General features: G+C 54.2%; 17 protein-coding genes. 8 read left to right on the top strand and 9 right to left on the bottom strand.

From position 1 onward, the window contains the following. Positions 1–117: 117 nt before the first annotated feature. On the top strand, positions 118–657 hold the full coding sequence (locus I6L53_RS12780; RefSeq protein WP_042319598.1) for a glycine zipper 2TM domain-containing protein: 540 nt from the start codon (positions 118–120) through the stop codon (positions 655–657). Positions 658–714: 57 nt separating this feature from the next. Here I6L53_RS12780 and I6L53_RS12775 read toward each other — a convergent pair whose 3' ends face one another. Then, a complete protein-coding gene (locus I6L53_RS12775) occupies positions 715–2901 on the bottom strand; it encodes a TonB-dependent siderophore receptor (protein ID WP_042319596.1) in 2187 nt (728 codons plus the stop codon). Between the two features lie 231 nt (positions 2902–3132). Further along, complete coding sequence (comR, locus tag I6L53_RS12770) at positions 3133–3768, bottom strand: TetR family copper-responsive transcriptional repressor ComR (protein WP_042319594.1); 636 nt, start codon at positions 3766–3768, stop codon at positions 3133–3135. A 243-nt stretch (positions 3769–4011) separates the two neighbouring features. Here comR and bhsA point away from each other — a divergent pair, with 243 nt between their 5' ends. Further along, positions 4012–4269, top strand: coding sequence for a multiple stress resistance protein BhsA (gene bhsA, locus I6L53_RS12765; RefSeq protein WP_042320085.1), 258 nt, complete (start codon positions 4012–4014; stop codon positions 4267–4269). Between the two features lie 96 nt (positions 4270–4365). Here bhsA and ldtC read toward each other — a convergent pair whose 3' ends face one another. The 3 genes from ldtC to I6L53_RS12750 all read right to left on the bottom strand — a co-directional run bounded on the left by ldtC (position 4366) and on the right by I6L53_RS12750 (position 10108). Continuing rightward, positions 4366–5331 (bottom strand): L,D-transpeptidase LdtC, encoded by a 966-nt coding sequence (gene ldtC / locus I6L53_RS12760; protein WP_042320081.1) that lies wholly within the window; start codon positions 5329–5331, stop codon positions 4366–4368. Between the two features lie 147 nt (positions 5332–5478). Then, positions 5479–8925 (bottom strand): transcription-repair coupling factor, encoded by a 3447-nt coding sequence (mfd, locus tag I6L53_RS12755; protein ID WP_042319593.1) that lies wholly within the window; start codon positions 8923–8925, stop codon positions 5479–5481. A gap of 109 nt (positions 8926–9034) precedes the next feature. After that, entirely contained in the window at positions 9035–10108 is a 1074-nt protein-coding gene (locus I6L53_RS12750; RefSeq protein WP_042319591.1) for an acyltransferase family protein, read from the bottom strand. Between the two features lie 251 nt (positions 10109–10359). Between I6L53_RS12750 and lolC the strand changes: the two genes are divergently transcribed. From lolC to cobB, 5 genes are all read left to right on the top strand, one after another. Beyond that, on the top strand, positions 10360–11559 hold the full coding sequence (gene lolC, locus I6L53_RS12745; RefSeq protein ID WP_042319589.1) for a lipoprotein-releasing ABC transporter permease subunit LolC: 1200 nt from the start codon (positions 10360–10362) through the stop codon (positions 11557–11559). Continuing rightward, a complete protein-coding gene (gene lolD / locus I6L53_RS12740) occupies positions 11552–12253 on the top strand; it encodes a lipoprotein-releasing ABC transporter ATP-binding protein LolD (protein ID WP_042319588.1) in 702 nt (233 codons plus the stop codon). Before lolC ends, lolD begins: the two co-directional genes overlap by 8 nt. Then, the gene (gene lolE / locus I6L53_RS12735) at positions 12253–13497 is read left to right on the top strand and encodes a lipoprotein-releasing ABC transporter permease subunit LolE (RefSeq protein WP_042319586.1); all 1245 of its coding nucleotides are present in this window, start codon (positions 12253–12255) and stop codon (positions 13495–13497) included. Before lolD ends, lolE begins: the two co-directional genes overlap by 1 nt. 89 nt (positions 13498–13586) lie before the next feature. Continuing rightward, positions 13587–14498: an N-acetylglucosamine kinase gene (gene nagK / locus I6L53_RS12730; protein WP_042319585.1), complete on the top strand. Its 912-nt coding sequence runs from the start codon at positions 13587–13589 to the stop codon at positions 14496–14498. A 15-nt stretch (positions 14499–14513) separates the two neighbouring features. Continuing rightward, positions 14514–15335, top strand: coding sequence for a Sir2 family NAD+-dependent deacetylase (gene cobB, locus I6L53_RS12725; protein ID WP_042319582.1), 822 nt, complete (start codon positions 14514–14516; stop codon positions 15333–15335). 35 nt (positions 15336–15370) lie between these two features. On the opposite strand, the gene potD is transcribed toward cobB, so the two are convergent. The 4 genes from potD to potA are packed head-to-tail and all read right to left on the bottom strand — an operon-like array spanning position 15371 to position 19179. Next, entirely contained in the window at positions 15371–16417 is a 1047-nt protein-coding gene (potD, locus tag I6L53_RS12720) for a spermidine/putrescine ABC transporter substrate-binding protein PotD (RefSeq protein ID WP_042319581.1), read from the bottom strand. Further along, the gene (gene potC / locus I6L53_RS12715) at positions 16414–17205 is read right to left on the bottom strand and encodes a spermidine/putrescine ABC transporter permease PotC (RefSeq protein WP_042319578.1); all 792 of its coding nucleotides are present in this window, start codon (positions 17203–17205) and stop codon (positions 16414–16416) included. Before potC ends, potD begins: the two co-directional genes overlap by 4 nt. Further along, positions 17202–18059 carry a spermidine/putrescine ABC transporter permease PotB gene (gene potB, locus I6L53_RS12710; RefSeq protein ID WP_042319576.1) on the bottom strand — a complete coding sequence of 286 codons (858 nt, stop codon included), beginning with the start codon at positions 18057–18059 and terminating at the stop codon, positions 17202–17204. Before potB ends, potC begins: the two co-directional genes overlap by 4 nt. Then, on the bottom strand, positions 18043–19179 hold the full coding sequence (potA, locus tag I6L53_RS12705; RefSeq protein WP_042319574.1) for a spermidine/putrescine ABC transporter ATP-binding protein PotA: 1137 nt from the start codon (positions 19177–19179) through the stop codon (positions 18043–18045). Before potA ends, potB begins: the two co-directional genes overlap by 17 nt. 250 nt (positions 19180–19429) lie before the next feature. Between potA and pepT the strand changes: the two genes are divergently transcribed. Then, positions 19430–20656 carry a peptidase T gene (pepT, locus tag I6L53_RS12700; protein WP_042319572.1) on the top strand — a complete coding sequence of 409 codons (1227 nt, stop codon included), beginning with the start codon at positions 19430–19432 and terminating at the stop codon, positions 20654–20656. Positions 20657–20758 lie beyond the last annotated feature (102 nt).

Genomic DNA, 20758 nt, shown 5'->3' with positions numbered 1-20758 from the left:
GTTCTCTGAATCATCCTGTTTTAACGGCGTTCAGCGATATTTTCATCCACTGTCTGATGGGCGTCTTATTGCATTGGTTGCAAAATTGTAACCAATAGCAAAGAAGGAGGATCTCCCGTGAATAAATCGATGTTGGCGGGTATAGGGATTGGCGTAGCTGCTGCGCTGGGTGTGGCGGCGGTTGCCAGTCTGAACGTGTTCGATCGTGGCCCGCAGTATGCTCAGGTGGTTTCTGCAACACCTATCAAAGAGACGATTAAAACGCCGCGTCAGGAATGTCGCAATGTGACAGTGACGCATCGTAAACCAGTCCAGGATGAGAACCGCATCACCGGTTCGGTGCTGGGTGCGGTTGCCGGTGGCGTACTTGGTCATCAGTTTGGTGGTGGACGGGGTAAAGATGTGGCGACAGTCGTTGGGGCGCTGGGAGGCGGCTACGCCGGTAACCAGATCCAGGGCTCAATGCAGGAAAACGACACCTATACTTCCACGCAGCAACGTTGCAAAACCGTCTATGACAAGTCGGAAAAAATGCTCGGTTACGACGTCACCTATAAAATTGGTGACCAGCAGGGCAAGATTCGTATGGATAAAGATCCTGGCACGCAAATCCCGTTGGATAACAATGGCCAGTTGATTCTGAATAACAAAGCGTAAAAAAGCTGTACTCTGCAAGTTAGCCCCTCAATCGCTCAGGCTGAGGGGCTTTTTTTATCAGAAGGTTAAGGCATAGTTCAGACCAAAGGTACGGCCCCGGCCTTTATACTCGTACAGTGACGGGCTGCCATAGGTTGGGCTGTACAGCAAGGGCGCGCGCTGTCCCCAAAGGGTGGTGTAATCTTCATCCAGCAGGTTTTCAATGCTGAAGGTCAGTTTACCCAGCGGGAGCTGATAGCTGCCGATAAAGTCCACGGTGTTATAGCCATCCAGCTTGTTGCCGCTGGCATCGCTGAGATCAAACGATTGCTGGGTCTGAACCCGTAACGACCACGGTTCTGGTGCCCAGCCGACCCAGGCGGTGGCTTTGGACGGTGACGCCAGCGTCACATCCCATTTTTCCCATTTCCCATTCTGTTTCACTTCAGATTTCAGCACGTTAAAGTTTGCACCCAGACTCCAGTCGCTGTCAGGGATAAAGTAGTCTGCTGCGCCTTCCACGCCGTAAATTCGGCGATCGTCAGGTTCCACGCGGATCGTCATATCGCTACGGTTAATCACAATCGACTTATCGGACGTCGAATAGTACGCCGCCAGTTGGGTACGCAGATTATCACCGGTATAGCGCCAGCCCAGCTCATACGAGTTGACCTTAATCCCTTCCAGGCGCGAATCTGCAACGTTCACGCTGCGCTGGAGTTGGTAATGATCGCCCACTAACTGGTAAGTGCCATTGCCGTAGTATTTTCCGGGGTCCGGCAGCTCAACGCCCTGCGAAAAGTTAAACCACGCCTGCTGGCGTTCGGTGAGATTCGCCAACAGCCCGGCATTGAACAAGAAGTTGTCGTAATCGGTTTTGCCGCCAGGAATGACATCGGCAGAGCTCGCCAGGCCATTGGCGATCCCCTGTTGCTGGGCGTAACCCACAAAATCATCAACCCGGTTTTCTGTCCACTGATAGCGGACGCCGCCGCTCAGGGTGAAGATGTCATTAATGTCATAACTGCTTTGCAGGAACGGGGCAAAATTGGTGATGCTGTAGCCGGGATAACGTCCAGTCGTATAGGCTGTTCGGTTGTCCATCCCGCCAGACGGCACAGACCAGGCCAGATCGAAGAATTTCTGGTTGGAGTCAAAGGTTTCATGGTCCGCATCGACGCCCCACGTCAGCTCCCAGTTATCCATCAGCTGGCTGTTAAGCGTGATTTTCGCACCATACTGATCAGTATCTTGCTGCGAGGCTGAGAAGCTGGTTACCTGGCCCTTGCTGAGCGTCGGGAAAGGGTAGAATTTCAGCGACTCATCGCGGTAATAGATCTGGCTGACCAGATTCTGGCCGAAAAAGTCCGCGTCAGAGTATTGCAGGCTGATCAGATGGCGCTCAGTCCCCGGAATGCGGTCAGAACTGAGGCCGCTGCGGGTGCTGGCGGTGCCGCCGCCGGTAACGGCGGACATATTTTCCCCCAGGTACAGTCCGTAATCCTCATCGCCCTGACTCTTGTAGTACTGGGTGACCACCTGTATCTGGCGATTTTCATCGATGTCGAGGGTACCGGTTCCCATCACATCCAGTCGATCGGAGTGCTGCAGACCGGTCTGCGTGTTGTCGAGCATCAGAGCGTCGCCGTTGCCGTCGTACCAGCCGCCAAAGCGTTGATAAGCTACAGACAGCCGACCAGACGCGCGATCTGTACCGCCGCTGACCGCTGCGGCAACGCGCTCGTCGTGATCGTTACTATTGTTAAAGCCGGATTTACTACCCAGTTCAAGTTCTACCTGGCTATCCGCCTGGCCCTTTTTGGTGACGATGTTAATTAAGCCACCGGTGCTGCCGCCGCCATACAGCGACGTTGCGCCTGAAATGACCTCTATGTGTGCGATGTTAAACGGGTCGATCGCATCCAGTTGACGGCTGTCGGTGCGCGATGAGTTAAGGCGTACGCCATCGATCAGCACGACAATCGCGCGACCGCGCATGTTCATACCGTAGTTGGTGCGCCCCTGACTACTGACGTCAATGCCCGGGATCAGTTGGGCCAGCACGTCTTTGAACTCTTTACCGCCCTGAACCTGTTGCTCAATCTCCTGGCCTTCAATCACCCAGGTGGTCTGCGCCATTTCGGCTACGGTTTTCTGGCTGCGGTTGGCGCTGACGATGAGGTTTTCTTCTTCTGTTTGTGCCGCCGCAGCGGGCAGAGTCAGGGCTAACAGGATCGGGTTGAGGACCCAAAGACGCTTATTCATTCGCATTCCTTTCTGAAAATATCTGTACAGGTAAAGTGATTTAACCGGGTGTAGCCGGTTGTTACATTGTGAAACAGATGTAAAATCAAATGCGAATATTGCTGATAATAATTGCCATTATCAATATTTTTTTGCGGAAAATTGAATCTAACTGAATGATAACACTAGTAATTGTGCGGGAATTGCGGCATGGAAGAACCGGGAAACGAAGTTCCCGGTCATAGATAACGATCAGGCCTTGAGCAATTCAGGCCACAGGCGCAGGGTGGTGCGGGTGATTTGCATCAGCTTATCGAAACTGGCACCTTCACGGGCGCTGATGGACATACCCTGCAAGATGCAACTCAGATATTCGGCAAGATTTTGCACATTGCAGTGCGCCGGGATCTCACCGCGTTCCTGCCGTTGACGCAGAAATTGCGTCAGGGTCTGCTCCTGCATAGCGTGACGTGATTTCACCGTATGTGCAATGTCACGTGACGCGGCGGCAAGCGTCGCGGAAGTGTTGATCATAAAGCAGCCAGCGGGGGTATCCTTGCTGGTGAAACAGGTTGCCACCGCGGTGAAGTAATCCTCCAGAGCGGCTTCAACGCTTTTCTCTTCGCAGAATAACTGCGCTTCATGTTTTGCCGCGAAGCGGGCGATGTATCTGTCCAGTACGGCGCGGAACAACCCCTCTTTATTGGTAAATTCCGCATACAGCGTTGGCGCTTTCGCGCCCGTTGCTTCAACAAGGTCAGAAAGCGATGTCGCTTCATAACCGTGCTGCCAGAAGAGTGTCATGGCCTTATCAAGCGCGGCTTCCCTGTCGAACACTTTTGGTCGGCCACGGCTTTTTTTTACACAACTTGTCGATTCAGTTGTCATGGTGCCGTTGTACCTTAATGGGGTTAGTGAACAACCATTATAAAAATAAACCAGCCCAGGCTCCAGCGCATTCGCGAGAAAAATATTATTAGCCTAGTTTTATGAAAGATAAGGGCTTTTTGTTTTTTATAACGTTCGTTATAAAAAATGGGTTGACGTGTGACCTGGATCACATCTATCATTTACCTATCGATCGTTAAGTAAATGCTTGCGACGCCCAATCATCTGCAAAAGGTCACTATTATGAAAAACGTAAAAACCCTCATCGCTGCTGCTGTTCTCAGTTCACTGTCATTCGCAAGCTTTGCGGCTGTTGAAGTTCAGGCAACGCCAACAGGTCAGCAAAAAGTCGGCACCATCTCTGCAAACGCAGGCACTAACCTGAGTTCACTGCAGGATGAACTGGCGCAAAAAGCGGATGCTATGGGAGCGAAATCTTTCCGTATTACTTCCGTGAGTGGTCCGAACAACCTGCACGGTACTGCAGTAATTTATAAATAAGCATTACCCCTCATTGATGCCAGCTACTGCATAAAACGCGATATAAAAAAGCCCCGCTGAAACGCATTCAGCGGGGCTTTTTCATGTCCGGAACAGTTACATCGACTGCTGATCCACCTCATGATGACGTCTGACATCGACCGGCATCCCGGAGCGAACATCCATCACATGCTGCATCACCGTCGCGTCTGTCTGCGCAGAATCTTTAAACGCCTGCAAGGTGTTGTTCAGCACGATAGGCAGAACCTGCGGGTCATCATCAATATTCTTTGACAGCGGCTGGTGGACTTCGACCAGTCGCGTACCATCTGGTTCAACCGAAGCTTTGATTGGGGTATTGATGATATTCACTTTAGTGCCAGGCGTAACCTGTCTGAACAGGGTCTCGATGTCGCCATCGCGCAGGCGGATACAGCCTGAACTAACGCGCATGCCGATACCGAAATCGGCGTTGGTGCCGTGCAGCAGATAGACGCCACCATAAGCGGCTAAGCGAATGGCATGGTGTCCCATCGGGTTATCCGGTCCGGCGGGGACAACGGCGGGGAGATCGATCCCCTGTGCTTTATAGCGGGCACGGATATTTGCCGTCGGCGTCCAGGTTGGGTTAGCGCGCTTGTCGGAAACCGTCGTGACCATCGTTGGGGTCAGAGTATCACCACCCAGTTGGCCAATGCCGATAGGGTAGATCGTGACCGCGTTTTTCCCCGGATGATAGTAATAGAGACGCAGTTCAGCCAGATTGATGACAATGCCTTCACGCGGCGCGTCCGGCAACAGTGTCTGCAACGGGATGGTCAGCACGCTGCCCGCGCGCGGAACGTAGGGATCCACGCCAGGATTTGCCTGCAACAGGGCGAGAAAACCGACGTTGTACTTTTTCGCGATGGCTTCCAGCGAACCCCCGTTATTTTCAACAACGTGGTATTTATTTTCCCCGACCACTTTGCTGCCCGGTGGAGGAAGAGGCCAGGTATTCGCCTGCGCGGGAAGCGCAAACGTAATGCTGGCGGCGAGCGCAAAAAAGGCCAGCCAGCGAGAGAATCGCATATTATTCATTATCATCACAAATCAAAGGGTTATTATGCCAGAGTAGTCCAATGGTAATTATGGCGGGGCGGTGTGTCTTGAATTGCAAGGGAAATGCAAAGAGTTGTAAAGATCACGCAAAGCACCGGAAGGGATAAGTCTCCCCTCCGGTCAGAAGGGTTACGCCACGGCGTTTTCTTCCAGCTGTTGCATAAACTGACGCACCCATTCCATCCGCGTTTTGCGCTCGGTCAGGTCCTGGATGAACTTCAGTCGGGTCGGTCCGTCAAGACGGTAGTGCTGCGGCTGTTTTTGCAGCAGCCCAATCAGCCAGTTTGGGTTGACATGGTTCTTCTCCGCAAATTCGATGGTGCCGCCTTTTTCGTTGCCTTCCAGCTTGCGAATGCCCAGCTTCTGCGCCTGTTGGCGCAACCGGGCGATATCCAGAAGAGTACGCGCCGGATCGGGCAGCAGACCGAAGCGGTCGATCAGTTCCACTTTGATCTCTTCAAGTTCATTCTCGCTTTTCGCGCTGGCGATACGCTTATAGAACGACAGGCGGGTGTTCACATCCGGGATGAAATCATCCGGCAGTAGCGACGGCATACGCAGTTCAACTTCCGTTTGCTGGCTGGTGAGATCTTCCAGCGACGGCTCGCGTCCGGCCTTCAGGGCATCAACGGCGTTTTCCAGCAGCTCCATGTACAGCGAGAAGCCGATGGTTTCCATCGAACCACTCTGTTCTTCCCCGAGCAGTTCACCCGCGCCGCGGATCTCCAGATCGTGAGTCGCCAGCGCAAAGCCTGCGCCCAGATCTTCCAGAGAGGCAATCGCTTCCAGACGCTTTTGCGCGTCGGTCGTCATTGCTTTGGGATGGGGTGTCAGCAGCCAGGCATACGCCTGATGGTGTGAACGTCCCACGCGACCGCGCAACTGGTGTAACTGCGCCAGACCGAAGTGGTCCGCTCGCTCGATAATAATCGTGTTGGCGGTCGGGATATCGATACCGGTTTCGATAATGGTAGTGCAGACCAGAACGTTAAAACGCTGATGGTGGAAGTCGTTCATTACGCGTTCCAGTTCGCGTTCGCGCATCTGCCCATGACCAATGGCGATCCGCGCTTCCGGCACCAGTTCCGCCAGCCTTTCGGCGGCTTTCTGGATGTTTTCCACATCGTTATAGAGATAGTAAACCTGGCCGCCGCGCAGCACTTCACGCAGAATTGCCTCGCGTACCACCAGATTGTCGTATTCACGAACAAAGGTTTTGACCGCCAGACGGCGCGCCGGTGGCGTGGCGATGATCGACAAATCGCGCATGCCGCTCATCGCCATATTCAGCGTACGCGGGATCGGCGTGGCAGTCAGCGTCAGAATATCCACATCGGCACGCATCGCTTTAATGCGCTCTTTATGACGCACGCCGAAACGGTGCTCTTCATCGACGATCAGCAGTCCCAGATCTTTCAGCTTCACATCACTTTGCAGCAGTTTGTGCGTGCCGATCAGAATATCAATTTTCCCTTCGGCAACCTGTTCCAGGATCTGCGCCTGCTCTTTGGCGCTACGGAAGCGGGAAAGCATCTCGATGCGCACCGGCCAGTTAGCAAAGCGGTCGCGGAAGTTATCAAAGTGCTGCTGAGCAAGCAACGTTGTTGGCACCAGCACCGCTACCTGTTTGTGGTTTTCGACCGCGAGGAACGCAGCGCGCATCGCCACTTCGGTTTTGCCAAATCCGACGTCACCGCATACCAGACGGTCCATCGCCAGCGGCTGGCACATATCGCTGAGCACGGCGTTAATCGCCTGCGCCTGGTCGGGGGTGGTTTCGAACGGGAAGCTGTCGCAGAACAATTGGTACTGCTCGCGATCGTGTTTGAAGGCGAACCCCTCTTTTGCCGCACGCTGGGCGTAGATATCCAGCAGTTCGGCTGCCACATCGCGCACTTTCTCCGCCGCTTTCTGTCGGGCGCGTGACCAGGCGTCGCCGCCGAGTTTATGCAGCGGCGCGTTCTCTTCAGCACCGCCGGCGTAACGGCTGATCAGATGCAAAGAGGAGACCGGGACGTACAGTTTGGCGTCGTTGGCGTAGGTGAGCATCAGGTACTCGCCTTTGATCCCGCCCGCTTCCAGCGTGGTCATCCCGGCATAGCGTCCGACACCGTGCTCCAGATGTACCACTGGCTGACCGGGATGCAACTCCGCGAGGTTGCGGATCAGCGTGTCCGGGTTAATCGTACGGCGTGAATCCTGACGACGACGCGCCACGCGCTCGCCAAGCAGATCGCTTTCACAAATTAATGCCAGATTGCGCGTCGTATCGATAAACCCATGTTCGGCGGCGCCAATCATCAGGTAGCGTCCGATATCCGCCGCTTCATCCAGACGCATAATGCGCTTAGGCGCGACTTTGATGCGGGCGAGCAGTTCACCAAGGGCTTCACGGCGACCTTCACTCTCAACCGAGAAGATCACCGGCCCGTTGAACGACTCCAGGAACCTGCGCAGGGCATCCAGCGGCGATTTTTGCTGTGCCTGAACCGCGAGGTCCGGCAGCGGCTGGAAGCCTAAATTGGTATTTGCCGCTTTGGTGGGAAGATGATCGGTCTTAAGCTGGACGCGCGGCCAGCGTTTGAGTTCAGAAAAGAGCTCATCGACGCGTAACCAGAGCGATTCTGGCGGCAGCAGGGGGCGCATCGGATCCACGCCACGGTTTTCGAAACGCGCCAGCGTATCGGCCTGAAAACGTTCGGCGCTGTTTTCCAAATCACCGGTATTGACCACCAGGGTATTGGCCGGGAAATAGCTAAACAGCGGTGGCAGCGGTTCGCTGAAAAACAGCGGCTGCCAGTATTCGATCCCGGCAGGTAAGGTGCCCTTACTGACCTGCTGATAGATATGCTCTGCGTCTCGTTTCACTTCGAAGGTATCGCGCCACTGGCTGCGAAACAGTTCAATTGCCGTTTTGTCGGTCGGAAATTCGTGCGCGGGCAGCAGATTGATGGCGTCGACTTCTTCCAGCGTGCGCTGGGTGTCAGCATCAAACAGGCGCAGACTGTCAATTTCATCGTCGAAGAAATCCAGCCGATAGGGCTGTTCACTGCCCATCGGGTACAGATCCAGCAACGCGCCGCGGGTGGCGTATTCGCCATGTTCCATGACCTGATCAACGTGCCGGTAACCGGCGCTGTCGAGCTGTAAACGCAGGGCATCGCGCGATAAACGTTGACCCTTTTTCATCACCAGCGCATGACCGTGCAGATAGCTGTGCGGGCAGACGCGCTGCATCAGGGTGTTGACCGGCACGATCAGCACGCCACGCTGCATCGACGGCAGTTGGTACAGCGTAGAGAGGCGCGAGGAGATAATTTCCTGATGCGGAGAGAAACTATCGTAGGGCAGCGTCTCCCAGTCCGCGAGGTTCATGACCATCTGATCGGTAAACTGACGGATTTCATCATGCAGGCGCAGCGCGTTTTGCATATCGGGCGCGACGAGCACGACAGGACCAGCATGACGTTCGGCAATTTCTGCCACCAGTGTGGCACAGGCAGCTCCTGTAAGTTCACCCAACAGGCGCTGGTCGCCCGCTTTCACGGGTAGCGTGTAACGTTGTTGTTCAGGCATTCGGTTGTCAGAATCTCTTTTAGGTATTCGTCTGATAAGCAATGCCCTTTATTATCCGTGATCGCTCTTCATTAGCAAATTGAATCGCCCTCATATGAGGGCGAAAGACTTACCGGGAATAGCCAACGGCTTGCAGGCGGGAAGGAGGGGAAAAGAGAATATCGCCAAACACCCCTTGCGACAGTTTGCGCACGGCAAGACCCACTAACGTGCAAATCAACAGGCTGGCAAACGGATAGACCAGCAACAGGGTGAGTTCCAGCCCGGGAGACCAGACGGCGGCATTGATCTGTGGGATTAGCAGCAGGCTGAACGCCTCCACCAAAATGCGATGCGTGGTATAAATCGCGAGGGTATTTGAACCGATCACGTTAAGCAGACTGGACTCACGCATGCCAAAGCGCTGCTCATACTGATAAAACAGTTTCATAATCAGCACGATAGAGACCAATGACAGCAACAATGAAACGTTAAACAGCCACGCCGCGATAGCCAGCACGATGGCGGCCATACAGGGCAGCGCATAGCGACGTAACGGAACCTCTTTGATCCATGCCATCAGCGGCACGCCAAACCACGCGCCAAGGCTGTAATACGGCAGGTTGCGGATCACGCTGTTCATTCCCCACCACGGGGTGGCGACAACGTTGACCGTCACGCTCAGCAAAACAAACAGGGCGAACAGCGGCACGGCCCAGCGGCTGAACATTTTACAGATCACGAAATAGACAATGAGCGCATACAGATACCACAGGCTGGTGCTGGCGGTCAGCATGCCGAGAAGGAACTGTCCGACGGAACCGGCGTAAGCGGCGTTGGAGGCATTATGCAGAGCGCGCTCCGGCGCCAGCCAGTTGTTCAGTGCGCTGAGCGCCAGCCACTGGGCCACTCCCCACAGCGCCAGCACCCAGAAAATACTCCAGACCCGCTTGTTGATGCTCTCTTTCCAGCTCACGCTGTCAATATAGCGGCGAATCAGAAAGCCAGAGATAAAGAAAAATACCGGCATACGAAACGGGGCGAGATAGAGATTAAAGTAAACCCAGCACTTGGACAGCAGTTCCGAGAGCGGCAACTGGAAGTGGGTCAGGTGGGGGTAAAAAGTGATGACTGAGTGATAGATTACCACCAGACAGATACATAACCCTTTGATTTGGTTAATCCAGAGTTCTTTCTTTTTCATCAGGAGAGCGCGCTCGTATTATTCAACATAGCCTGTGATCCTGCGGGGTGGCACTGGCGCTGTAATGCGTAACATTCTGTTTTTTGATTTTTTAAGAAAAGGATCAGGGTCAGCGGGGGAGATATCCTGCGCCTGTCGCGTTATGGATCTCTTTCATCTGTGTGCTGACGAACACTTACGGTTCAGGCGTTTACCCTTGCGGCTTTCGCTTATATACTCGTGACTTTGCTAACAGCAACCAGACGGATTTCATGTACCAACCTGTCGCTCTATTCATCGGCCTGCGTTACATGCGCGGGCGTGCAGCAGATCGCTTCGGTCGCTTTGTCTCCTGGCTTTCCACCATTGGTATTACCCTTGGGGTGATGGCACTGGTCACGGTTTTGTCAGTGATGAACGGTTTTGAACGTGAACTGCAAAATAACATTCTGGGGCTGATGCCTCAGGCCATCCTTTCTGCGGAGCAAGGCTCCCTGAATCCTCACCAACTGCCGGAAAACGCCGTAAAACTCGACGGTGTAAATCGTATTGCGCCGCTGACAACCGGAGATGTCGTGCTGCAAAGTGCGCGCAGCGTGGCGGTTGGAGTCATGCTGGGTATCGATCCGGCGCAAAAAGATCCGTTGACGCCGTATCTGGTCAATGTGAAGCAAACCGATCTTCAGCCAGGCAAGTATAATGTCATCCTCGGTGAGCAACTCGCGGGCCAGTTGGGCGTCAATCGTGGCGATCAGGTCCGTGTGATGGTGCCGTCCGCCAGCCAGTTCACCCCGATGGGGCGTCTGCCGAGCCAGCGCCTGTTTACGGTGATCGGCACCTTTGCAGCGAACAGCGAAGTTGATGGCTACCAGATGTTGACCAACATTCAGGACGCCTCGCGCCTCATGCGCTACCCGGCCGGGAATATCACCGGCTGGCGTTTGTGGCTGAATGAGCCGCTGAAGGTGGACTCGCTCAGTCAGCAGGCGCTGCCGGATGGGACGAAGTGGCAGGACTGGCGCGAGCGTAAAGGCGAGCTGTTCCAGGCCGTGCGGATGGAAAAGAACATGATGGGGCTGCTGTTGAGCCTGATCGTGGCGGTTGCCGCGTTCAATATTATTACCTCGTTGGGTCTGATGGTGATGGAGAAGCAGGGAGAAGTGGCTATTTTGCAAACGCAGGGGCTGACGCCGCGACAGATCATGATGGTCTTTATGGTGCAGGGTGCCAGCGCCGGGATTATCGGCGCGCTGCTGGGTGCCGCGTTGGGTGCGCTCCTGGCCAGCCAGCTCAATACTCTGATGCCGGTTATCGGTATCCTGCTGGACGGTGCGGCGCTGCCGGTGGCGATTGAGCCGCTACAGGTCATTGTGATTGCGCTGGTGGCGATGGCCATCGCGTTGCTTTCCACGCTTTATCCTTCATGGCGCGCTGCCGCCACTCAACCCGCTGAGGCTTTACGTTATGAATAAGACCCTGTTGCAATGCGACAAACTGTGCAAACGCTATCAGGAAGGTTCCGTGCAAACTGACGTGTTGCACGATGTCAGCTTCAGCGTGGGTGAAGGCGAAATGATGGCGATTGTCGGCAGCTCAGGCTCCGGCAAGAGTACCTTATTGCATCTGCTGGGCGGGCTGGATACCCCGACCTCCGGCGACGTGATTTTTAGCGGGCAACCGATGAGTAAACTGTCGTCGGCGGCGAAAGCGGAACTGCGCAACCAGAAGCTCGGTTTTATCTATCAGTTTCACCATCTGCTGCCGGACTTCACCGCGCTGGAAAACGTGGCGATGCCGCTGCTGATTGGCAAACATAAACCCGCCGAAATTAATGCCCGGGCGCGTGAGATGCTGAAAGCGGTAGGGTTGGATCACCGTGCCAGCCATCGTCCGTCAGAACTGTCTGGCGGCGAGCGTCAGCGCGTGGCGATTGCCCGTGCGCTGGTCAACAACCCACGTCTGGTGCTGGCGGATGAACCGACAGGTAACCTGGATGCCCGCAACGCCGACAGCATCTTCCAGCTTCTGGGCGAGTTAAACCGTTTGCAGGGTACTGCGTTTCTGGTCGTCACCCACGATCTGCAACTGGCGAAGCGCATGAGTCGCCAACTGGAAATGCGTGATGGACGTCTGACGGCAGAACTGAGCCTGATGGGGGCGGAGTAATGGCCTCGCCTTTATCGTTATTAATTGGCCTGCGCTTTAGCCGGGGACGGCGGCGCAGTGGCATGGTGTCGCTGATTTCAGTCATCTCGACCATCGGTATCGCGCTGGGCGTGGCGGTTCTGATTGTCGGCCTAAGCGCGATGAACGGCTTTGAGCGCGAACTGAATAACCGCATTCTGGCGGTGGTGCCGCACGGTGAGATCGAAGCGGTCAACCAGCCGTGGACCAACTGGCGTGAAGCGCTGGAGAAGGTGCAGAAGGTTCCGGGTATTACCGCCGCGGCACCGTATATCAACTTTACCGGCCTGGTGGAGAGCGGGGCAAATCTGCGCGCCATTCAGGTGAAAGGTGTGGATCCGCAGCAGGAACAGCGTCTGAGCGCGCTGCCCTCGTTTGTGGCGAATAACGCCTGGGCCGATTTTAAAGCCGGCGAACAGCAAATTATTATCGGCAAGGGTGTCGCCGACGCGCTTAAGGTGAAGCAGGGGGACTGGGTCTCCATCATGATCCCCAATTCGAATGCCGAACATAAGTTGATGCAGCCAAAACGCGTACGTCTGCACGTTGCCGGCATTCTGCAACTGAGTGGTCAGCTCGACCACAGCTTCGCGATGATCCCGATGGCCGATGCACAGCAGTATCTGGAGATGAACAACACGGTTTCCGGGATTGCGCTGAAGGTAAACGACGTTTTCAACGCCAACAAACTGGTGCGTGACGCCGGGGAAGTGACCAACAGCTATGTCTATATCAAGAGCTGGATTGGCACCTACGGCTATATGTACCGCGATATCCAGATGATCCGCGCCATTATGTATCTGGCGATGGTGCTGGTGATCGGCGTCGCCTGTTTTAACATTGTCTCAACATTAGTGATGGCGGTAAAAGACAAGAGCGGTGATATTGCGGTATTAAGAACGCTGGGCGCGAAAGATGGCCTGATTCGCGCCATTTTTGTCTGGTACGGCCTGCTGGCGGGACTGTTTGGCAGCCTGATCGGGGTGGTCATTGGCGTGGTGGTTTCACTGCAGTTGACGCCGATCATTAATGGCATTGAAAAGCTGATCGGCCATCAGTTCCTTTCCGGAGATATCTATTTTATCGACTTCCTGCCATCCGAATTACACTGGCTGGATGTGATTTACGTGCTGGTCACCGCACTGTTGCTGAGTCTGTTGGCGAGTTGGTATCCGGCGCGGCGCGCCAGTAATATCGATCCTGCAAGAGTACTCAGCGGCCAGTAACCATAATTGCGTGAGAGATACACAAAATCGTTCATGTGACCTCAACAGCGGCAGCCTGAAGGATGAAGTGTATAAAACAAGGAGCGGCAATGTATTACGGGTTTGATATTGGTGGGACAAAAATTGCGTTGGGCGTCTTTGATAATGAGCGGAAATTGCAGTGGGAAAAACGTGTACCTACTCCGCGCGACAGCTATGACGCTTTTTTAGAGGCCGTTTGCGGACTGGTGGCGGAAGCCGACCAGCGATTTGGCGTGAAAGGTTCGGTGGGCATTGGCATTCCCGGTATGCCGGAAACCGAAGATGGCACGCTGTATGCCGCGAATGTCCCTGCTGCTAGTGGCAAACCCCTGCGTGCCGATCTCAGTGCGCGGCTTGACCGCGACGTTCGCCTCGATAACGATGCGAACTGTTTTGCCCTGTCTGAAGCCTGGGATGATGAGTTCACCCGCTATCCGCTGGTGATGGGCCTGATTCTGGGCACGGGGGTGGGAGGCGGTTTAATTCTCAACGGAAAACCGATCACCGGGCGCAGCTACATCACCGGCGAGTTCGGCCATATGCGTCTGCCGGTCGATGCGCTCACGCTGATGGGCCTCGATTTTCCGCTGCGCCGCTGCGGCTGCGGTCAACTTGGCTGCATTGAAAATTATCTGTCCGGGCGGGGATTTGCCTGGTTGTATCAGCATTACTATCATCAACCGTTAGAGGCGCCTGAAATCATTTCTCTGTGGGAGCAGGGGGATGAGGGGGCGCGGGCGCACGTTGAGCGTTATCTGGATTTACTGGCGGTGTGTCTGGGAAATATCCTGACCATCGTCGATCCGGATCTGGTCGTCATCGGAGGAGGATTGTCGAACTTTTCGGCTATCACCGCCCATCTGGCAGACAGATTGCCGCGACATCTGCTTCCCGTCGCACGTGTTCCGCGTATTGAGCGAGCACGACACGGTGATGCGGGCGGGATGCGTGGCGCCGCCTTCCTACATCTTACCGATTAATCAAAAGAGGTTGCTATGCTGTCGCGTCGGGGTCATCGGTTAAGTCGATTTCGGAAAAACAAACGCCATCTGCGCGAACGCCTTCGTCAACGGATTTTTTTCAGAGACAGAGTGGTACCGGAAGTGATGGAAAAACCAAGAGTTTTGGTGCTTACAGGGGCAGGGATCTCAGCGGAGTCTGGTATTCGGACTTTCCGCGCTGCAGACGGACTGTGGGAAGAGCACCGGGTTGAAGATGTAGCGACGCCAGAAGGCTTCGCCCGTAATCCCGCGTTGGTGCAATCATTTTATAATGCCCGCCGTCGTCAATTACAGCAGCCTGAAATCCAGCCTAACCCGGCGCATGTCGCGCTGGCAAAACTGGAAGAGGCGCTGGGTGACCGTTTTCTACTGGTGACGCAGAATATCGATAATTTGCATGAGCGGGCGGGTAATCAGAATATCATCCACATGCATGGCGAGCTGCTGAAGGTGCATTGCTCGCAGAGCGGGCAGATCCTTGAGTGGACGGGTGATGTGACACCAGAAGATAAATGTCACTGTTGTCAGTTCCCGGCACCGCTGCGTCCGCATGTGGTGTGGTTTGGTGAGATGCCGCTCGGCATGGATGAGATCTATATGGCGCTGGCCATGGCGGATATCTTCATCGCGATTGGTACCTCAGGCCACGTCTACCCGGCGGCCGGTTTTGTCCATGAAGCGAAACTGCACGGTGCGCATACCGTTGAGTTGAATCTGGAACCGAGCCAGGTTGGTAGCGAGTTCCAGGAGAAATATTACGGTCCGGCAAGTCAGGTGGTGCCTGAGTTTGTGGATAAGCTATTGAAAGGATTGTAATAAAAAGGCCCGGATATCCGGGCCTTTTTGCTGAATCAGCGTCCTGCTTTCAGCTTCTGATAATACTCTTCGTAAATCGCGCTGGCGGAGCCGACATCGTTTTGCCATTCGCCTTTGCCGATCGTCTCTGCATCCGGGTAGAGCGATTTATCATTGGCGACTTCCGGGCTTAACAGCTTACGCGCCGCCAGGTTTGGCGTCGGGTAGCCGATGGTTTCTGCCACTTCTTTCGCCACATCCGGGCGCAGCAGGAAGTTAATCAGCTTCAGCGCACCCTCTTTGTTTTTGGCGTTCGCCGGAATTGACAGGCTATCCATCCAGAAGATCCCGCCTTCTTTCGGCCAGACAACCTCCAGCGGCGTACCGGCCTGGCGTGCGACGAAGGCAGAGCCGTTCCACACCATTCCCAGATTCACTTCACCTTCCATATACGGATTTGCCGGGTTGTCGGAGTTAAACGCAGCGACGTTGGGCATCAGCTTTTTCAACTCGTTATAGGCCGCTTCAATCTCTTTTGGATCGGTGGTGTTACCGGAATAGCCCAGCTTACGCAGCGCCATCTGGAACACTTCGCGCGCATCGTCAGTCAGCAGCAGGCTGCCTTTGTATTCTGGCTTCCACAGGTCAGCCCAACTGGTGACGGTTTTCGGGTCAATGCTGTCGCTGTTCACGCCAATAGCCGTCGCACCCCAGATGTACGGAATGGAGTAGTCGTTGTTAGGGTCAAACGGCTTGTTCAGCATCTCGGGATCGAGGTTGTTGAAGTTGGTTAACGTTGATTTGTCGATCTTCTGAATCATGCCCTCTTTACGCATTTTGTCGACGTAATAGGTGGAAGGCACCACCAGATCGTAGGCGCCGTCTTTGTAGGTTTTGAGCTTGGCATACATGGTTTCATTCGACTCGTAGGTCGAATAAATCACCTTGATGCCGGTCTCTTTGGTGAACTGCTCCAGCAGTCCTGGCGGAACATACTCGGTCCAGTTGTAGAAATAGAGTGTTTTACTGTCGTCCGCGTGCACAGCGCTCATTCCCATTGCAAGAGCGCCTGCCGCGAGCAGGTGGCGTGACCATTTCATCATTTTAACGTCCCCTGAACTTTCGTTTTATCACGAGCAATAAGTTGGCTGGCGATCACCAGAACCAGCGATAACACCAACAGAATGGTCGCCAGCGCATTCACCTCCGGTGAAACGCCGACTTTCACCATTGAGTAGATCTTCAACGGTAGAATTTCATAGCCAGGCCCGGTCACGAATGACGAGACTACCACATCATCCATCGACAGAGTGAAGCTCAGCAGCCAGCCGGCGGCGACGGCTGGCATTGCCAGCGGCAGAATGATTTTGCGCAGGATAGTGATTTCACTGGCACCCAGATCTTTTGCCGCTTCCAGCATCCGTACGTCAAACCCTTTCAGCCGTGAATAGACAGTCACCACCACAAAAGGCAGGCAGAAAGTGATATGCGAAAACAGGAGCGACCAGAAACCTAACTGGATGCCCAGCAACATAAACAGCACCAGCAGCGAAATTGCCATTACAATATCCGGCGACATCATCACCACAAACAGCATTCCGCTGACGAACGGTTTACCGCGAAAACGGTAGCGATACAGCGCAACCGCAGTCAACGAACCGATGACGGTGGCGAACGTTGCGGAAAAAATGGCCATCGTCAGCGAGTGTTGCGCCGCTTGCAGCAGGCTGTCGTTGTTCATCAGCAGGCCATACCATTTGGTCGTAAAACCCTGCCAGTTGATGCCAAATCGCGAGCTGTTAAAGGAGTTCACAATCAAAATAATGATGGGAATGTACAGGTACGCGTAGATAGCGGTCATAAAACCGCCACGAAGCAGTCTACCGATCATTCGAGTTCTCCCTTTTTGTTCAGCAGTCGGGAGGCGCGCCAGTAAACCAGCAGCATCAGGCCCATCACAATCGTCAGCGTAATGCTGGTGGCAGCGCCGAACGGCCAGTCACGGATGTTGAGGAACTGAACCTTAATTACGTTACCGATCAGCAGGTTCTTCGCGCCGCCCATCAGGTCGGAGACGTAGAACAGCCCCATCGCGGGCAGCATCACCAGCAGACAACCGGCAATAATGCCCGGCATGGTCAGCGGGATGATTATCCGGATAAAGGTCTGCAACTTGCTGGCACCCAGGTCTTTCGCCGCTTCCAGCAGCGGTCTGTCGAGCTTCTCAATGCTGGAGTACAGCGGCATTACCATAAATGGCAGCAGAATATACACCAGACCGATAATTACCGCGCTCGGGGTGAACATGATGCGCATCGGCGTCTCGATCACCCCCAGCCACAGCAGAAATTCGTTCAGGTAACCTTTGGTGCTGAGGAAAATTTTCAGCCCGTAAATGCGGATCAGCGAGTTGGTCCAGAACGGGACAATTAGCAGAAACAACAGCAGCGGGCGGATCTTCTCCGGCAGTCGCGCCAGAAACCAGGCAAAAGGATAGCCGAGCACGAGGCAGGCGAGGGTGGCGATTAGCGCCATATTCAGCGAGTGCAGCAGCACTTCAAAATAGAGCGGATCGAGCAGGCGCGAGTAGTTGTCCAGCGTAAAGACCATTTTGACGAAGCTGGCATCGTCGCGAGTCAAAAAGCTGGTGCCAATGATCATCAGGTTGGGCAGAAAGACAAACAACACAAGCCAACCGACGATAGTGACAATCACCACATTCTGGAATTTACTTGTGTTCTTCATCAGCCAGTACGACCTCCCAGCTTTCTACCCAGTTAATGGCCATTTTCTGGTCGAGAGAGTGGTCAAAGTCCGGATCGTCTTCGTTGAAGAATTCGCTGACCATCACCATCTTGCCATTTTCCAGTTCAACCACCGACTCCAGCGTCATACCCTTATAGTTACGCTCGCGGACGTAGCCGATCAGGCCGTCAATGTGGTTATCGTCGTTGATTTCATCTACGCGCAGATCTTCTGGTCGCAGCAGAACGTGCAGTTTCTGTCCCGGCTCAACGGCAAAGTTGACGTAGATATTGCATTCGCGGCCTTCGACATTAGCGCGTACGCGCTGTTCGTCCAGACGCTCGATCACCGTGGCGTTAAACATGTTGATCTCGCCAATGAATCCGGCGACGAACAGGTTTTTCGGCTCTTCGTAGATTTCACGCGGTGTGCCATCCTGTTCAATGCGCCCATCGCGCATAACGACGATACGATCGGACATGGTCAGGGCTTCTTCCTGATCGTGCGTCACGAACACGAACGTGATGCCGAGCTTACGCTGCAACGCTTTCAGTTCGTTCTGCATCTGTTTTCGCAGCTTATAGTCCAGCGCCGAGAGGGATTCATCCAGCAGCAGCAGGCGCGGTTTATTGACTACCGCACGGGCAATCGCCACGCGCTGCTGTTGACCTCCGGAGAGCTGATGCGGCTTACGCTGGGCAAACTCTTCCAGTTGCACCATTCGCAGTGCTTCCAGTACGCGCGGGGTGATGTCGGCGGCGGGAGTCTTTTGCATGCGCAATCCGAACGCCACATTTTCAAAAACGGTCATGTGGGGGAATAACGCATAGCTTTGAAAGACGGTATTCACATAGCGGTTTTCAGCCGGTACGTGGGTGATATCCTGGTTATCGAGCATGATGTGCCCGGAATCTACGGTTTCCAGACCGGCAATCAGGCGCAAAACGGTTGTTTTACCGCAGCCAGAAGGGCCAAGCAGCGTGAGGAACTCGCCATTATTGATGGTCAAATCCAGTTCGGAAATGACCTCTTTTCCATCGAAGCTTTTGCTGATACCTGACAAAAGAACCAGCGGTGAAAGCGAACGCGGTTGTTTATTCAATTTTTTACTCTGTCCCATGTAGACGCAACGGATGGCTGACCGATGCGGGGTTTGTGGTTGACCACCTTGGTGACTCTTAATGAGGGCCGTAATTCTACGGCAAACCGTTGTCATCGCCAACGTTTGTTGCCAATAACTGTCGTAGTCTTATAGTCATCAGGGGTCGGGAAGCGAAATATTCTCGTTTGCGGGGATAAAAGTGACCTGACGCAATATTTGTCTTTTGTGGCTTACTGATAATGTTGTCACAAATAGTGAGGGTGACTGCATGGATAAACTACTTGAGCGTTTTCTACACTACGTTTCATTGGATACCCAATCGAAATCAGGTGTGAGACAGGTTCCCAGTACTGAGGGACAGTGGAAGTTATTAAATTTGCTCAAACAGCAGCTCGAAGAAATGGAGCTGGTCAATGTGACATTAAGTGACAAAGGGACGCTGATGGCAACGCTTCCGGCGAATGTCCCTGGCGATATCCCTGCTATTGGCTTCATTTCCCATGTGGATACCTCACCGGATTTCAGCGGTAAGCACGTGAATCCGCAGATTGTTGAGAACTACCGCGGCGGGGATATTGCTCTGGGCATTGGTGATGAAGTGCTGTCACCGGTGATGTTCCCGGTGCTACATCAGTTGCTCGGACAAACGCTGATCACCACCGACGGCAAAACGCTGCTGGGGGCGGATGACAAAGCGGGTGTGGCGGAAATCATGACCGCGCTGGCGGTGCTGAAGCATAAAAATATTCCCCATGGTGATATCCGCGTCGCCTTTACGCCGGATGAAGAGGTTGGCAAAGGGGCGAAACATTTTGATGTTGCGGCTTTTGACGCAAAATGGGCCTATACCGTTGACGGTGGCGGCGTGGGGGAACTGGAGTTCGAGAACTTCAATGCCGCCTCGGTGAATATCAAAATCGTTGGCAACAACGTGCATCCGGGGACGGCGAAAGGGGTAATGGTTAACGCATTATCCCTTGCGGCGCGTATTCATGCCGAGGTTCCGGCGGATGAAAGCCCGGAAATGACCGAAGGTTATGAAGGTTTCTACCATCTTGCGAGCATGAAAGGCACCGTGGATCGCGCGGATATGCACTACATCATTCGCGATTTTGACCGCAAACAGTTTGAAGCGCGTAAACGTAAGATGATGGAGATAGCCAGGAAGGTCGGGAAAGGGTTACACCCGGACTGTTACATTGAACTGGTGATTGAAGACAGTTATTACAATATGCGTGAAAAGGTGGTTGAGCATCCGCATGTTCTGGATATCGCTCAGCAGGCGATGCGTGACTGTGACATTCAACCAGTGATGAAGCCGATCCGCGGCGGCACCGACGGCGCGCAACTCTCTTTCATGGGATTGCCGTGCCCGAATCTGTTCACCGGTGGCTACAACTATCATGGCAAGCATGAGTTTGTGACGCTGGAAGGTATGGAGAAAGCGGTGCAGGTGATTGTACGGATTGCCGAGTTAACGGTGAAACAGTCGTAGCGTGGCTGATGCCACATGGCGCGACGCTTATCCGGCCTACAGGAGATTTGAACCGTAGGCCGGATAAGACGCATCAGCGTCGCCATCCGGCATAATCTCAAT

The sequence above is a fragment of the Citrobacter farmeri genome, assembly GCF_019048065.1.
In the GTDB taxonomy this organism is placed as follows: Bacteria; Pseudomonadota; Gammaproteobacteria; order Enterobacterales; family Enterobacteriaceae; genus Citrobacter_A; species Citrobacter_A farmeri.
The sequence above is the reverse complement of the archived record's forward strand: the minus strand, read 5'-3'. Positions and strand labels throughout refer to the sequence as shown.

Excerpts from the sequence above, each read along its gene's own strand:
- pepT (WP_042319572.1), top strand. The coding sequence starts at position 19,430 with ATGGATAAACTACTTGAGCGTTTTCTACACTACGTTTCATTGGATACC.
- nagK (WP_042319585.1), top strand. The coding sequence starts at position 13,587 with ATGTATTACGGGTTTGATATTGGTGGGACAAAAATTGCGTTGGGCGTC.
- potC (WP_042319578.1), bottom strand. The coding sequence starts at position 17,205 with ATGATCGGTAGACTGCTTCGTGGCGGTTTTATGACCGCTATCTACGCG.
- bhsA (WP_042320085.1), top strand. The coding sequence starts at position 4,012 with ATGAAAAACGTAAAAACCCTCATCGCTGCTGCTGTTCTCAGTTCACTG.
- potB (WP_042319576.1), bottom strand. The coding sequence starts at position 18,059 with ATGAAGAACACAAGTAAATTCCAGAATGTGGTGATTGTCACTATCGTC.
- lolE (WP_042319586.1), top strand. The coding sequence starts at position 12,253 with ATGGCCTCGCCTTTATCGTTATTAATTGGCCTGCGCTTTAGCCGGGGA.
- I6L53_RS12750 (WP_042319591.1), bottom strand. The coding sequence starts at position 10,108 with ATGAAAAAGAAAGAACTCTGGATTAACCAAATCAAAGGGTTATGTATC.
- cobB (WP_042319582.1), top strand. The coding sequence starts at position 14,514 with ATGCTGTCGCGTCGGGGTCATCGGTTAAGTCGATTTCGGAAAAACAAA.
- comR (WP_042319594.1), bottom strand. The coding sequence starts at position 3,768 with ATGACAACTGAATCGACAAGTTGTGTAAAAAAAAGCCGTGGCCGACCA.
- potD (WP_042319581.1), bottom strand. The coding sequence starts at position 16,417 with ATGATGAAATGGTCACGCCACCTGCTCGCGGCAGGCGCTCTTGCAATG.
- potA (WP_042319574.1), bottom strand. The coding sequence starts at position 19,179 with ATGGGACAGAGTAAAAAATTGAATAAACAACCGCGTTCGCTTTCACCG.
- lolC (WP_042319589.1), top strand. The coding sequence starts at position 10,360 with ATGTACCAACCTGTCGCTCTATTCATCGGCCTGCGTTACATGCGCGGG.
- mfd (WP_042319593.1), bottom strand. The coding sequence starts at position 8,925 with ATGCCTGAACAACAACGTTACACGCTACCCGTGAAAGCGGGCGACCAG.
- lolD (WP_042319588.1), top strand. The coding sequence starts at position 11,552 with ATGAATAAGACCCTGTTGCAATGCGACAAACTGTGCAAACGCTATCAG.
- I6L53_RS12775 (WP_042319596.1), bottom strand. The coding sequence starts at position 2,901 with ATGAATAAGCGTCTTTGGGTCCTCAACCCGATCCTGTTAGCCCTGACT.